The following is a 13,846-nucleotide window of genomic DNA, read 5'->3' on the forward strand; positions in this document are numbered from 1 at the left end:
CCTTGCAGCAGGAGCAGCCATGACCATCGTCACCCCCGTCTCCGTCTCCCCCACCACCATCGAGGCGCTCCGCGCCGAGCTCGTCGACCTCCTCGGCGAGCGCGGTGTCAGCGCCGACGAACGGACGCGCGCACGCGCCTCCGTCGACGAGGCGACCATGAGCCCGATCCTCACCGAGCAACTGCCGCTCGGGCTCGCCGACCTCGTCGCCTCCCCCGCGAGCGCCGACGAGATAGCCGCCACCCTGCAGGCCGCCGTGCGGCACGGCGTCCCCGTGACCACCCGGGGCAAGGGCACCGGCAACTACGGTCAGGGCATCCCGCTGCACGGCGGCCTGGTCCTCGACACCTCCCGTGCCCGTGCCGTCGTCGAGGTCGGGGACGGCTGGATCACGGCCGAGGCCGGCACGTCGATGGTCGCCCTCGAGCAGGCCGCCGCGGCCGCCGGGCAGCAGCTCTGGATGTACCCGTCCACCGCGCAGTCGACGATCGGCGGCTTCCTGTCCGGCGGCTCCGGCGGCACCGGGTCGATCGCGCACGGGTCGAACTGGCAGGGCTTCGTCACGGCGCTCGACATCGCGCTGCCGGGCGAGCCGGGTCTGCGGCACGTCGAGGGTGACGAGGCGCAGCCCTTCGTGCACACGTACGGCACGGCCGGCGTCATCGCCCGGGCGACCGTCCGGCTCGAACCGCTGCAGGACTGGCGTGCCGTGTACGCGGCCTTCCCGACGTTCGAGCAGGCGCTCGTCGCGGTGCGCACCCTGCGCGGCCTCACCCCGGTGCCGCGGCTCGTCAGCGCCGACCGCGCGGCGATCGCGGCCACCCTGCCGATGGACCCGGCCATCACCGCCGACCGGGCCAGCCTGCGCGGCATCATCGACGCGGCGGCGCTCGACGAGGCGCAGGACCTCATCACCTTCGCCGGCGGCACCGTCGAGGACGTGCGTGAGGGGCTGCAGCAGACCACGAAGGTGTCGATGCTGTCGTACAACCACCCGATCTGGTGGCTGAAGCGGAACACCCCGGACACCGAGTACTTCCACGTCGAGGTCGGCGGCGAGGCGCTCATCGACCGGATCGCCGAGGTCGAGGCCGTCTACCCGGGCGCGATGCTGCACATCGAGGCGGCGCACCTCGGCCCGATCGGCATGCTCACCGCGCCGTACACCGGGGCGGAGGACGTCTACGCCGGCTACCCGCTGCTCCGCGACCTCGGCGTCCGGGTGCACAGCCCGCACCAGTACTACGTCGACCACGGGGTGGAGGAGCTGCTCGCGCTGAAGCAGCAGACCGACCCCGAGGGGCTCCTCAACCCCGGGCACGTCATCGACCCGGCGCTCGTCGAGTCCGGTGGGTCGACCGCGTCGGCACAGCCGGCCGTCCCGGGCTTCGGCAAGTGAGCGGCACACGGAAGCTCGCCGAGTTGTCCGGACCGGCCGTCGCCGCCGGGTTCACGGCGGACACCGTCGTCGTCCAGCCGACCGGAGCGGTCGAGCACCACGGCCCGCACCTGCCGCTGCTCACCGACTTCCTGCTCGCCGACCACATCGGCGGCGCGGCGGTCGAGCAGGCCGCGGCCGAGGGGCTCGACGTCTGGCAGCTGCCCACCCTGGCGTTCACGAAGTCCGACGAGCACAGCTGGGCGCCGGGCACCGTGTGGCTCGACGCGTCGACGATGTTCGAGACTGTCGTGCAGATCGGTCGCGCCGTCGCCCGCACCGGGGCCGGCACGCTCGTGTTCGCGAACGGGCACGGCGGCAACGTCGCGCTGCTGCAGGTCGCCCTCCGCGAGATCCGGAAGCGGTACGGCCTGAAGACGTTCCTCATGCCGACGCTCGCCCGCGTGCCGGGTCCGGACGGCGAGGACGCGGACGAACTCGGCCTCGGCATCCACGGCGGTGCGGCGGAGACGTCGATGATCCTGCACCTGCGCCCGGACCTGGTCGACATGACGCTCGCGGAGCGCTGGGTGCCGGAACACATCGCCGGGTTCTCGAAGATCGCGTTCAACGGCGGTCCGGTGTCGTTCGGGTGGTTGTCGGACGACTTCGGCACGCCCGGTGTCGTCGGGGACGCGAGCCGCGCCTCCGCCTCGTACGGCGCGGCCCTGTGGGAGCACTCCCTCGCCGAGGCGGTGGCCTCGCTGCACGAGATCGCCCGCTTCGACCCCGCCGGTCCCCGGTGACCGTGCTGCCGGGCGAGGCCGCGGCGACCGTCGACGGACCGCCGCCCGCGGACCCGCTCGTGCTCGCCGCGGCCTGGCTCCCGGTGGACGGGTCGGCACCGGGCCCGACGATGACCCTGTCCACGATCGGGCTGGACGGCTACCCGTCCGCCCGCACCGTCCTGCTGTCCCGGTTCGACGGACGGCGCCTGCACTTCCACACCGACACCCGGAGCCGGAAGGCGGCCGAACTGGCGGCCGTCCCCCGGGCCTCCGTGACGATCGTCTGGCCGGAGGCCGCCCGCCAGCTCGTCGTGACCGGCGACGTCGCGCCGGTCACCGACCGGGAGGCCCGGCTCGCCTACGCCGCGCGGACCCGGTACCTGCAGGTGCTCGCCTGGGTGAACGACGCCGACCTGGCGGGTGCGACGGCCGTGCTCCGGCGCGAGCGGTGGACGGCGTTCGGCGAGGAGCGTGGCGACGGCCCACTCGAGCCGCCGACGACGTGGGGCGGCTACGCGCTGACGCCGCTGCGGTTGCTGTTCTGGCAGGGTGCGACGGACGGGCCGAGCAACCGGCTGGCGTACGAGCGCGCCGCGGACGGTGGGTGGCGGCGCGAGGCCTGGCCGGGCTGAGTCGCTGGGCTGGCCGGGGTGAGTCGCTGGGCTGGCCGGGCTGAGTCGCCGGAGTGGCCGGGCCGCCCGCTACCGCACGTCGCGCATGACGCGGATGGTGCCGAGGCTGCCGTCGGTCGGGTCCGGCAGGACCATGCCCGCCTCCAGACCACTCCGCAGGTACTCGATGACCTCGGTGGTGATCCGCTCCCCCGGCACGTACGCGGGGATGCCGGGCGGGTAGGGCGTCGCCTGCTCGGCCGCGATCCGTCCGGCCGCCTCCTCCGCCGGCACGGACTCGGCCGGGGCGAAGAACGCCTCGCGCGGTGTCACCACCGACTCGAGCACGATGCCCGCGCGGCCGGGCAGCTGCACCGGCGGGTCCTGGTCGAGTCCGGGCGCCGCGGCAGCGAGGGCCTCGAGGGCCTGCACGAGCCGATCGGTCGTGAACTCGTCGTCGGCGATCGAGATGTCGACGCCCAGGTGCCGGTGGTCGGACAGCCCGAGGTCGATCTGGTGGTGCTCCCGGATCCAGTCGAGCGCGTGGTACCCGTTGATCCCGAGCGCCTGGACGTCGAGCAGCATGCGCATCGGGTCGAGCTCGTGCGAGGCCTCCGCGTGCAGGAGCTCGTCGTGCAGCACGCTGATCCCGTCGATGGCGTCGATGCGCTCCCGGGTGCGGTCGGCGAGTTCGATCGCACGCCCGATCCGCTCGGCACCGTCCTGCACCATGTGTCGCCGCCAGCCGTCCATCGCGGCGTAGACGAGCACGTTCGGGCTGGTGGTCATGAGCATGTCGGCGCAGGCCCAGAGGTGGTCGTGGTCGACGAGGTCGCCCCGGAGGTGCAGGACGGAGCCCTGCTCGAAGCCGAGGCCCATCTTGTGCACGCTCGTGACGCACACGTCGGCGCCCGCACTCATCGCCCAGGAGGGCAGGTGTTCGGAGAACGGCAGGTGCGCACCCCACGCCTCGTCGACGATGAGGGGCTTGCCGCGCTCGTGACAGACCGCGGCGATGCCCTCGATGTCGGCGCAGGTGCCGTACGGGGTGGGACTGACGACCAGCGCAGCGGCCGCGTCCGGGTGGGCGTCCCAGACCGCGGCGTAGTCCTCGGGCGACGGCGGGTGCGAGATCCCCTGGTCGGCGTCGATCCGGGGTTCGACCCAGTAGGGCTGCAGCCCGGAGAACACCAGGCCGGCCGTGACCGACTTGTGCGCATCCCGGCCGATGACGATCCCGCCGTCCACTCCGCCGACCGAGAGCATCGCCGCCTTGACCGACAGCGAGCTGCCGCAGGTCGAGAAGAAGACCTTGTCCGCGCCCACGGCGTCTGCCATCAGGGCCTCTGCGGTCGCGAGGTAGCCGTTCGACGACGTCCGGTCGTCGAGGCCACCACTGGCGAGCACGTCGTTGCGGAACGGGTCCGACCCGAGCACCGACAGCGTCTCGGTGTCGACCCCGCGGCCCTGCCGGTGTCCGGGCGGCGAGAAGCTGTACCGGTTCATGGCGTGGTGGTCCCGCAGCGCGTCGAGGAACGGAGCGGCCGTCTGGTCGAGATCGTCAGGCATGGTCCCCGTGTAGTCCGGCGGCCGTGGTGGATGATCCAGCCTCGCGTGCCCCGGAGGACAACGAAGGCCCCGGAGGTGGTCTCCGGGGCCTTCGTGGTGTTGCGGTACTGTGCGCTCGAAGGGACTCGAACCCCCAACCTTCTGATCCGTAGTCAGATGCTCTATCCATTGAGCTACGAGCGCGTGGCCCTTGCGAGCCGTGGAAGACTCTACAACAGCTCCGGTCGCAGCGCCAATCGAGCACCGTCCACCCGCGCGCTCGGCGTGTCGCTGGCGGTCAGGCGAGCGTCGGTTCCTCGTCGAAGACCTCGGCGAGGAACACCTGCAGGGCCTGCCACGAGCGACGGTCGGCGCGCTCCTGGTACTGCGCACCGTGGTCGGGTGCGTTCGTCCCGGGGACGGCGAACGCGTGCATGGCGTCCGCGTAGGTCACGACCTGCCAGTCCACCTCCGGAGCGCCGCGCATCTCGTCCTGCCAGGCGTGCACGGCCTCGTCCGGGACGACCGGGTCGGCGCCGCCGGTGAGCACGAGGAGCTTCGCGCGGATGTCGTGCGCGTCAGAGGGGTCGTGGGTGAGCAGGCCGCCGTGGAACGCCACCGCGCCGACCAGCTCAGCACCGGTGCGGGCGAGTTCGAGTGCGCCGGTCCCGCCGAAGCAGTAGCCCATGACGACGACCTTCGTGGCGTCGACGTCCGGGTCCGCGAGCAGGCGGTCGAGTCCGGCGCGCAGGCGCGTGCGGAACAGGGCGTTGTCGCCGTAGAACCGGCCGGCGACCTCGGCGGCGGTGTCGTCGCCGGGGCGGATGCCCGCGCCGTAGACGTCCGCGCCGAAGGCGACGTAGCCGAGGCGGGCGAGCATGGTCACGCGTGCCTCGACGTGTTCGTTGACGCCGTGCCAGTCGTGGACGACGAGCACCGCCGGACGGGGGCCGGCGACGGCGGCGTCCTTCGCGAGCACGCCCTCCAGGTCGGTGCCGTCGGAGTCGTAGTGCACGGTCTCGACACGGATGTCGGCACCGGCGGGTTCGGGAACGGTCTGCAGTATCGCGTCGATCGTGGTCACGCCTGCGGACGTTACGCTCCCGTCCCGGGGACCGTCCCGTCAGCTGTCGACGTTGTCCCAGCTGTCCGGCCCGCCCGACCCGGCGGCGTACTCATCGAGCGGGGTCGTCCCGGCCCGCCAGGCGGCGAGGAACGGCTCGACGACCTTCCACCCCTGCACGGCGCTGTCCCCGCGTACCGACAGCGTCGCGTCCCCCTCCAGGACGCCGGCGAGCACCTCGCCGTAGGCACTCAGCCGTCCGGGGTTGAACGTCGTCGTCAGCGCGGTGTGGTCGACCGTGTACGGGTCGCCCGGGCCGTTGACGTTGAGCTCGAGCTGCATCTCGTCCGGGGCGATCCAGATGCAGAGCCGGTCCGGCAGCACCGCTCCGGTGAGGCCGTTCGGGACGTGCGGCGAGTCCTTGAACGTGATGAGGATCTCGCGGCGCTGCTTCCCCAGGGCCTTGCCGGACCGCAGGGTGAACGGCACCCCGGCCCAGCGCCAGTTGGCGATCTCGAGCTTCAGCTGCGCCAGGGTCTCGGTGCCGAGGGCGGGGTCCACGCCCTCCTCGTCCACGTAGGACGGCAACGACCGGTCCCCCACCGAACCGGCCGTGTACCGCGCGCGCTTGCCCGCGGCCGCGACGTCGCCACCCCACGGCCGGACGGCGCGGAGCACGAGCTCCTTCTGCGTGCGGAGGTCGTCGGCGTCGATCGAGGCCGGGGCCTCCATCGCGACGACGGCCATCACCTGCAGCAGGTGGCTCTGGATCATGTCGACGAGCGCGCCGGCCTTGTCGTAGTACCGGGCGCGACCCTCCAGGCCGAGGGTCTCGTCGTAGACGATGTCGACGCGCGCGACGTGCTGCGAGGACAGCAGCGGCTCGATGATGCGGTTGGCGAAGCGCAGCCCGAGCAGGTTGAGGACGGTCGACCGGCCGAGGAAGTGGTCCACCCGGTGGATGCGTTCCTCGGGCAGGAAGGAGTGCAGCAGGTCGTTGAGGTGCCCGGCACTCTCGGCGTCGGTGCCGAACGGCTTCTCGAGGGCGAGCCGCGTCCGGGCCGGCAGGTCGATGTGGGCGAGCTGTTCGCAGCTCTTCTCGGTGACGGCCGGCGGCAGCGCGAAGTAGATCGCCGGGTCGTGCCGGCAGTCACCGAGCAGGGTCCGCAGGTCGTCTGCGTCCGTGACGTCGGCCGTGCGGTAGGACGAACCGTCGACGACGGCCTGGAGGCGCGGGGACAGTCGCCCATCGCCGGTCGCGCCCTCGTCCTCCTCGTTCTTCGACGCCTGGGCGTTCTCGAAGGCCTGGTGCACGAGGTGCTTCCAGTCGGCGTCGGACAGGTCCTCGACGCCGGCGCCGACCAGCTGGACGTCCCAGTCGTCCTTGACGTCGAGCAGCGTCGCGAGGCCGGGGAGCAGCAACCGCTTGGACAGGTCGCCGCTGGCTCCGAGGATGAGCAGTGTGGTCTGGAGGCTCGCCATGCCCCAGACCGTACTCACCGGCTCCCGAACACGGCCGGGTCAGCCCGCTACGGTGGTGCCGACGCACAGGAGCGTCGACACGGCGCGAGGGAGCACCATGACGACAGAGGGCACCGTCCACGCACCCGACGTGGACCAGCAGCTGGCCGGGCCGCCGCGGCCCGCGTCCCGGCAGGGCGGGCGTCTCCGGGTCGCCGTGGTCGGCACCGGGATGATCGCGGCCGTGCACGTCCGTGCCGCACGGGCCGCCGGCGCCGAGGTGCTGGGTGTCCTCGGCCGGAACCGGGAGCGCTCCGCACAGGTCGCCGCGCAGCTCGGGCTCGACCGCGGCTACGACGACCTGGACGCGGTGATCGCCGACCGCCCGGACGTCGTGCACGTCTGCACGCCGAACGACCAGCACCACCCCCAGACGCTCGCGCTCGTCCGCGCCGGCATCAACGTCGTGTGCGAGAAGCCGCTCGCCGTCTCCGCCGCGCAGGCCGCCGAACTGGAGCAGGCCGCCGCCGACGCCGGGGTCGTCGCGACGGTCCCGTTCGTGTACCGCTACCACCCGATGGTGCGGGAGATCCGCTCGCGCATCGGCGCCGGGGAGCTCGGCCGCGTCCTCGCCGTGCACGGCCACTACCTGCAGGACTGGATGCTCGACTCGGACGCGTCCTCGTGGCGGGTCGACTCCGGCGCTGGGGGGCTCTCCCGGGCCTTCGCCGACATCGGCTCGCACTGGTGCGACCTCGTCGAGTTCGTCACCGGTGAGCAGTTCGCCTCGGTCAGCGCCGTCACCGACATCGTCCACCCGACCCGTCCGGCTGCCTCAGGCATGTCGTTCTCCGGCACACCCGACCCCGACCCGATCGCCGACGCTGCCGAACGGGCCGAGGTGACGACCGAGGACACCGCGGTCGCGACGTTCCGCACCGGCGCCGGGCGCATCGGCAACGTCGTCATCTCGCAGGTGTCCGCTGGCCGGAAGAACCGCCTGTGGTTCGAGGTCGACGGCACGCTCGGGTCGGCCGCGTTCGACCAGGAGCAGCCCGAGACCGCCTGGTTCGGCAACGAGACCGGGGCGCAGATCGTCGTCCGGGACCCGTCCCAGGGCTCGCCCGACCAGCGGCGTCTGGCGGTCGTGCCGTCCGGACACCCGCAGGGCTACGTCGACGCGTTCGCCGCGTTCGTCGCCGACACCTACACCGCCGTCACGACCGGTGCCGCACCGGAGGGTCTGCCGACCTTCGCGGACGGGGCCCGCTCGGCGCGCATCATCGACACCGTGGTCGCCAGCGCCGGCGACGCCGCCTGGAGGGAGATCCGATGAAGCTGGGGATGCTGACCGCGTGCCTGCCCGGGTGGGACCTGGCACACATCGCGGAGTTCGCGAGTGCCGAGGGCTACGAGCGGCTCGAGGTCGCCGTCTGGCCCGGCACCGGCGGACGCGACTTCGAGGCGGCGCACCTGCCCGTCGCCACCTTCACCGACGAGGACGCACGGGCGACCCGGGAGTTGCTCGACCGCACCGGCCTCGAGATCAGCGCGCTGGCCTACTACGAGAACAACCTGCACCAGGACCCCGCCCGCCGCGAGGAGGTCCGCACCCACCTCAGGCACGCGGTCGACGCCGCGCAGCTGCTCGGCGTGCCGTACGTCGGTACCTTCGTCGGCCGCGACATGACGAAGTCGGTGCGCGAGAACATGGCCGAGGGCGACCGCGTCCTGCCCGAGCTCGTCGACTACGCCGGCGAGCGCGGGGTGCGGCTCGTCATCGAGAACTGCGTCATGGAGGGCTGGCACCCGGACGGCTACCCGGGCAACATCGCGTACTCGCCCGAGCTCTGGGAGTGGGTCACCGGACTCGGCTTCGGGCTGAACTGGGACCCGTCGCACCTCACCTGGATCGGCATCGACCCGGTCGAGACGATCCTGCCGTTCGCCGAGCACATCGTGCACGCGCAGGCGAAGGACGTCGAGCTCTTCCCCGGCAGGCGGAACGAGTACGGCTTCTTCGGCAAGGTCGACAAGGGCGAGGACCCGTGGGAGATGGGCTGGTGGCGGTTCCGGGTCCCCGGCCGCGGGGTCGTCGACTGGCCCCGCGTGGTCGACCGGCTCTACGAGGCCGGGTTCGACGGCACGCTGTCCGTCGAGCACGAGGACCCGCTCTGGGGCGGCGAGGACGTGAAGGTCCTCGAAGGTCTCCGGATCGCCCACCGGACGCTCCGGCCGCTCATCGCCGCCGAGTAGCGGCGTCGCCGCCGGACGGGAGGCCCGGATCGCGGGACCGACGTCAGTCGCGTGACCCGGGCCTCCCGTCCGGTGACCGGGTGCTGGGAACGCACGGACACACCGCGAGCACCCTGGTCCCATGAGCCAGAACGTGAGTGAGTTCGTCCTCGACCGGATCAAGGCCTGGGGCGTGACCCGGGTGTACGGCTACCCGGGTGACGGCATCGGCGAGTTCGACGGCGCGCTCGGCAAGGCCGACGGCAAGGGCGAGGGCGTCGAGTACATCCGCCCCACGCACGAGGAGATCGCCGCGCTCATGGCGACCGCGCACGCGAAGTTCACCGGCGAGGTCGGCGTCTGCATCGCGACCTCGAGCCCCGGTGCGTTCCACATGCTCAACGGCCTGTACGACGCCCAGATGGACAACCAGCCCGTCGTCGCGATCGTCGGGCAGCAGGGTCTCGCCGCGGTCGGCACGTTCACGCAGCAGGAGTCGAACCTCGAGCGCGTGTTCGCCGACGTCGCCTGCTACGTGCAGACGATCGCATCGCCGGACGCCGCCGGGGTCGTCATCGACACCGCGTTCCGCACCGCGATGCTCCGCAAGCAACCCGCCGTGGTCGTGCTCCCCCACGACGTGCAGGCGATGACGTGGTCGGAGCCCGGCGCGGAGCACTGGGTGTCCCGGTCGAGCGACGTCCCCGCGTCGACGCGCATCACACCGCCGGCGGAGGACATCCGGAAGATGGCGGACATCATCAACGCCGGGGAGAAGGTGACCTTCCTGGTCGGCGCCGGTGCCCGAGGTGCGACGGACCAGGTCCTCGCGGCCGCCGAGAAGGCCGGCGCCGGCATCATCACGGCGCTTCGCGGCAAGGACGTCGTGCCGTCCGACGTGCCGTACCACACGCAGCAGGTCGGGCTCCTCGGCTCCCGCCCCAGCCTGACGCAGATCAAGGAGTGCGACACGATCGTGCTCCTCGGCACGAACTACCCGTACGGCGAGTACCTGCCCGCGGTGGGGCAGGCGCGCGGGATCCAGGTCGACATCAAGCCGGAGCAGCTCGGCCTGCGCTACCCGAACGAACTCAACATGTGGGGCGACGTCGGGGCCACGCTCGACGCCGTGCTCCCGCTCCTCGAGCAGAAGACCGACCTGGGATGGCAGGAGCAGCTCGCCGACGAGATGCGCGAGTGGGAGGCCGAGATGGGCCGCCAGGCCGAGGTGTCGTACAGCGACGGCGTCAACCCGCGCCTGGTGATCCACGCCGTCAACGAGCGGCTGCCGGAGGGCGTGACGGTCACCTGCGACGCCGGCACCACCGCCGACTGGTACGGCCACCACATCCGGCTCCGCCGCGGCATGCACGGGGACATGTCCGGTCGGCTCGCGACGATGCTCGCCGCGATGCCGTACGCCGTCACCGCGAAGTTCGCATTCCCGGACCGCCCGGCCGTGTGCACGATCGGTGACGGCGCGTTCCAGATGCTCGGCATGAACGAGCTCATCACCGTGAAGAAGTACATGGACCGGTGGGAGGACAAGCAGCTCGTCATCGTGGTGATGCACAACGACGACCTCGGCCAGGTCTCGTGGGAGATGCGCACCGAGGACGGCAACCCGATGTGGCGCGGCTCGCAGGACGTCGAGACGATGGACTACGCCGGGTACGCCGAACTCCTGGGCTTCCAGGGCATCGCCGTGCACAGCGACGACGAGGTCGACGCGGCCGTGGAGCGGGCGTTCGCGTTCCCGGGCGTGACCCTCATCGACGCGTACGTGAGCCGGAGTGTGCCCCCGCTGCCGCCGCACATCACCGCGGAGTACGCCGTCAACACCGCGAAGAGCCTGCTCAAGGGCGACCCGGTCGAGTTCGACGTGGTGAAGGACTCCGCGAAGGCGATGGCGGCGGAGGTCGTCCAGCGTGCGAAGGGCGCCCTCGGCCGCGACTGACGACCGCGGTCGCACGGGGCGGGTCGTGCCCCACAGTTGAACACCGTGTTACGGAGGCGACGCCGTCCTGGCGTGTCGGCTGTGGGTCCTCGTAGGTTCGTGAGGTCGTGTCCCCCACCCGGGGGCAGAACCACCACACCAGGAGTCCTCACACCGATGAGCCCGTCCCACTTCCCCGAACCCACTCCCAGGCGGAGGCGCGGCATCGTCGCCGGTACCGCCCTCGCCACCGCGGGCGTCCTCGTCGCCCTGGGCGCTCCGGCCACCGCGGCCGAGGCCCCCGCCGGCGCGACCGCACCCGTCACCGTGGCCGCCGCCGGTGACACCACGATCGACCTGTACAACGTCAACGACTTCCACGGCCGCATCGTGCGGTCGATCTCGCAGACGGCGGGCAAGCCGACCCCGCGCGACGGGGACGCCGCCGGCGCTGCGACCCTGGCCGGCGCCCTCGACCAGCTCCGCGGGCCCGACCGGTCGACGTCCGCCTTCGTCAGCTCGGGCGACAACATCGGCGGTTCGACGTTCGAGTCCTTCATCCAGCAGGACCAGCCCACGATCGACGTCCTCAACCAGATGGACCTGTCGGTCAGCGCCATCGGGAACCACGAACTCGACAAGGGCCAGGCCGACCTCCGCGACCGCGTGATCGGTGACGACGGTGCGCGCAACGCGCAGTGGGACTACGTCTCCGCGAACATCCTCGACAGCGCGACCGGCGAGCCCGCGTTCGACCCGTACTCGATCCAGGAGATCAGCGGCAAGCGGGTCGGCTTCATCGGTGCCACCGTCGACCTGGTCGGCCAGGGCCTCGTCAGCCCCGACGGCATCGAGGGCCTCGAGATGGGTGACATCACGACCGAGGTGAACAAGGTCGCGACGCAGCTCACGGACGGCGACCCGTCCAACGACGAGGCCGACGTCCTCGTGCTCCTCGTGCACGACGGTGCGGAGTCCAGCGCGGCGACCGACCTCGACGGCGCCTCCGACTTCGCCCGCGCGGTGCGCGGCGTGAGCCCGGAGGTCTCCGCGATCCTGTCCGCGCACACGCACCAGACCTACGTGCACCAGGTGCCGGTCGGGGACGGCACCGCCACCCGCCCGGTCATCCAGACCGGGTCGTACGGCTTCAACCTCGGTCACGTGCAGCTCACGGTCGCCGCGGACGGCACCGTGACGGCGACGAAGGCGGAGAACCTGAAGCTCGTCGACGAGGGCGCGTACCCGAAGAGCGCCGCGGTGCAGGCCACGGTGGACGCCGCCGTGGCGGAGGCCGACGAGCTCGGTGCCGTGGAGCTCGGCACCGTCGACCGTGACCTCGAACGCGCCGTGCAGACGAACGGCTCCGAGAACCGCGGTGGCGAGTCGCTGCTCGGGAACTTCGTCGCCGAGGTCCAGCGTGCCCAGACCCAGCGTCAGGGCTCGCAGATCGCGTTCATGAACCCCGGCGGACTCCGCGACGACATCGCCGCGGGCGCCGTGACGTACAAGGAGGCGGCGGCCGTCCAGTCGTTCGCCAACACCCTCGTCGTCCTCGACCTGACGGGCGAGCAGATCCGGCAGGCACTCGAACAGCAGTGGCAGCCGACGACCGCGAGCCGTCCGTTCCTCAAGCTGGGCGCGTCCGAGGGGTTCTCGTACACCTACGACGCGCAGGCTGCGGCAGGGTCGCGGATCACCTCGATGACCCTCGACGGGGACCCGATCGGCGCCGACACCACCTACAAGGTGACGGTCAACTCCTTCCTCGCCGGTGGCGGCGACAACTTCGGCGCCTTCAAGCAGGCCGCGGTCAAGCAGGACAGCGGCAAGGTCGACCTGGAGGCCCAGGTCGAGTACTTCCAGGCCCACCCGGCCGTCGAGGTCGCGGTCGACCAGCGCGCCGTCGGCGTCACCACGACGCCCGAACCCGAGGGCGGCTTCCAGCCCGGCGACGAGGTGACCGTCGACCTCTCGTCGCTCGTCTTCAGCAACGCCGGTGACCAGAGCGGCACGGTCTCGGTGTCGGCCGGCGGCACGGAACTCGCGTCCGCCCCGATCGACACCACGGTGGTCGACACGACCGACGAGCAGGGCCGCGCCTCGCTGACCTTCACCGTCCCGGAGCCCGGCGCCGCGATGCCGGGCGAGCCCACCACCCCGACCGAGCGCGCACGCCCCGCGGCCGCCGCGGTCGAGACCTCGGACGAGCCCCTCGTCGTCGAGCTGCCGAGCGGACAGCGGATCACGCTGGCCGTGACCGTGCCGGTGCTCGTCGCCCCGGCACCCGGTGAGGAGCCGGTGCCGGTCCCCGGCACCGACCCGACGGTCCCCGCGGACCCGACCACGCCGGCCGCACCCGTCCCGACCGACCCGGACGGCGGCCTCGTCGCGGTGCCGATCGCCGGTGGCGGCTCCGACGACGCCGACGGTGGACCGCTGGCCTACACGGGCGCCGAGGTCGCAGGTCCCGCACTCGCCGCGGTGCTCCTGCTCCTCGCGGGCGCGACCGCCCTGGTGCTCGCCCGCCGCAAGCGGGCCGCGCACGACGCGACGGTGCACGCCGACCGCTGACGGGCCTCCCGGCCACGTCCGACGGGCCCTCCCACCGACCGGCGGGAGGGCCCGTCCCGTCTGCTCGGCCAGGAGGCGCGGTCCCGGGTCCGCCGGTCGCCGTCCCGGGGTCCCCGGGTCGGTTTCCGCACCGCGCCGCGGTACGCTGCTCCCGTCGCATCGCGATGCATCGCGCCGGGTCGCCGGACGGTGGTTCCGTCCGTCGAGACCCCGCGGTGCGGGTGTCCTCCGCCTCCAGGGAAACGGCGGAGG

General features: G+C 72.3%; 10 protein-coding genes and 1 tRNA gene. 7 read left to right on the plus strand and 4 right to left on the minus strand.

Going from position 1 to position 13,846, the window contains the following annotated elements; all coding sequences use genetic code 11:
* The first annotated feature begins 19 nt into the window (after positions 1-19).
* Genes DEJ32_RS10195 through DEJ32_RS10205 form a run of 3 tightly spaced genes read left to right on the plus strand, consistent with a single transcriptional unit; the run spans position 20 to position 2,798 of the window.
* The gene (locus DEJ32_RS10195; protein WP_110901202.1) at positions 20-1,399 is read left to right on the plus strand and encodes an FAD-binding oxidoreductase; all 1,380 of its coding nucleotides are present in this window, start codon (positions 20-22) and stop codon (positions 1,397-1,399) included.
* Positions 1,396-2,184 carry a creatininase family protein gene (locus tag DEJ32_RS10200; protein ID WP_110901203.1) on the plus strand — a complete coding sequence of 263 codons (789 nt, stop codon included), beginning with the start codon at positions 1,396-1,398 and terminating at the stop codon, positions 2,182-2,184. Before DEJ32_RS10195 ends, DEJ32_RS10200 begins: the two co-directional genes overlap by 4 nt.
* Positions 2,181-2,798 carry a pyridoxal 5'-phosphate synthase gene (locus DEJ32_RS10205; RefSeq protein ID WP_110901204.1) on the plus strand — a complete coding sequence of 206 codons (618 nt, stop codon included), beginning with the start codon at positions 2,181-2,183 and terminating at the stop codon, positions 2,796-2,798. The genes DEJ32_RS10200 and DEJ32_RS10205 overlap by 4 nt, the downstream gene beginning before the upstream one ends.
* Before the next feature lie 69 nt (positions 2,799-2,867).
* On the opposite strand, the gene DEJ32_RS10210 is transcribed toward DEJ32_RS10205, so the two are convergent.
* The 4 genes from DEJ32_RS10210 to DEJ32_RS10225 all read right to left on the minus strand — a co-directional run bounded on the left by DEJ32_RS10210 (position 2,868) and on the right by DEJ32_RS10225 (position 6,870).
* Positions 2,868-4,346 carry an aminotransferase class I/II-fold pyridoxal phosphate-dependent enzyme gene (locus DEJ32_RS10210; RefSeq protein WP_110901205.1) on the minus strand — a complete coding sequence of 493 codons (1,479 nt, stop codon included), beginning with the start codon at positions 4,344-4,346 and terminating at the stop codon, positions 2,868-2,870.
* Positions 4,347-4,456: 110 nt separating this feature from the next.
* Positions 4,457-4,529: transfer RNA gene (locus DEJ32_RS10215), tRNA-Arg, on the minus strand.
* A 94-nt stretch (positions 4,530-4,623) separates the two neighbouring features.
* Complete coding sequence (locus DEJ32_RS10220) at positions 4,624-5,409, minus strand: dienelactone hydrolase family protein (protein WP_110901206.1); 786 nt, start codon at positions 5,407-5,409, stop codon at positions 4,624-4,626.
* Positions 5,410-5,448: 39 nt separating this feature from the next.
* Positions 5,449-6,870 (minus strand): glucose-6-phosphate dehydrogenase, encoded by a 1,422-nt coding sequence (locus DEJ32_RS10225; RefSeq protein WP_110901207.1) that lies wholly within the window; start codon positions 6,868-6,870, stop codon positions 5,449-5,451.
* Positions 6,871-6,967: 97 nt separating this feature from the next.
* On the opposite strand from DEJ32_RS10225, the gene DEJ32_RS10230 reads away from it, so the two are divergent.
* From DEJ32_RS10230 to DEJ32_RS10245, 4 genes are all read left to right on the plus strand, one after another.
* Entirely contained in the window at positions 6,968-8,185 is a 1,218-nt protein-coding gene (locus tag DEJ32_RS10230; protein ID WP_110901208.1) for a Gfo/Idh/MocA family protein, read from the plus strand.
* On the plus strand, positions 8,182-9,105 hold the full coding sequence (locus DEJ32_RS10235) for a sugar phosphate isomerase/epimerase (protein WP_110891031.1): 924 nt from the start codon (positions 8,182-8,184) through the stop codon (positions 9,103-9,105). Before DEJ32_RS10230 ends, DEJ32_RS10235 begins: the two co-directional genes overlap by 4 nt.
* 121 nt (positions 9,106-9,226) lie before the next feature.
* Complete coding sequence (locus DEJ32_RS10240; RefSeq protein ID WP_110901209.1) at positions 9,227-11,041, plus strand: thiamine pyrophosphate-requiring protein; 1,815 nt, start codon at positions 9,227-9,229, stop codon at positions 11,039-11,041.
* A 156-nt stretch (positions 11,042-11,197) separates the two neighbouring features.
* Entirely contained in the window at positions 11,198-13,594 is a 2,397-nt protein-coding gene (locus tag DEJ32_RS10245) for a bifunctional UDP-sugar hydrolase/5'-nucleotidase (RefSeq protein WP_110901210.1), read from the plus strand.
* Positions 13,595-13,846 lie beyond the last annotated feature (252 nt).

It is taken from the genome of Curtobacterium sp. MCPF17_046, assembly GCF_003224295.1.
Taxonomy (GTDB): domain Bacteria; phylum Actinomycetota; class Actinomycetes; order Actinomycetales; family Microbacteriaceae; genus Curtobacterium.

Excerpts from the sequence above, each read along its gene's own strand:
- DEJ32_RS10245 (WP_110901210.1), top strand. The coding sequence starts at position 11,198 with ATGAGCCCGTCCCACTTCCCCGAACCCACTCCCAGGCGGAGGCGCGGC.
- DEJ32_RS10240 (WP_110901209.1), top strand. The coding sequence starts at position 9,227 with ATGAGCCAGAACGTGAGTGAGTTCGTCCTCGACCGGATCAAGGCCTGG.
- DEJ32_RS10195 (WP_110901202.1), top strand. The coding sequence starts at position 20 with ATGACCATCGTCACCCCCGTCTCCGTCTCCCCCACCACCATCGAGGCG.
- DEJ32_RS10235 (WP_110891031.1), top strand. The coding sequence starts at position 8,182 with ATGAAGCTGGGGATGCTGACCGCGTGCCTGCCCGGGTGGGACCTGGCA.
- DEJ32_RS10225 (WP_110901207.1), bottom strand. The coding sequence starts at position 6,870 with ATGGCGAGCCTCCAGACCACACTGCTCATCCTCGGAGCCAGCGGCGAC.
- DEJ32_RS10210 (WP_110901205.1), bottom strand. The coding sequence starts at position 4,346 with ATGCCTGACGATCTCGACCAGACGGCCGCTCCGTTCCTCGACGCGCTG.
- DEJ32_RS10230 (WP_110901208.1), top strand. The coding sequence starts at position 6,968 with ATGACGACAGAGGGCACCGTCCACGCACCCGACGTGGACCAGCAGCTG.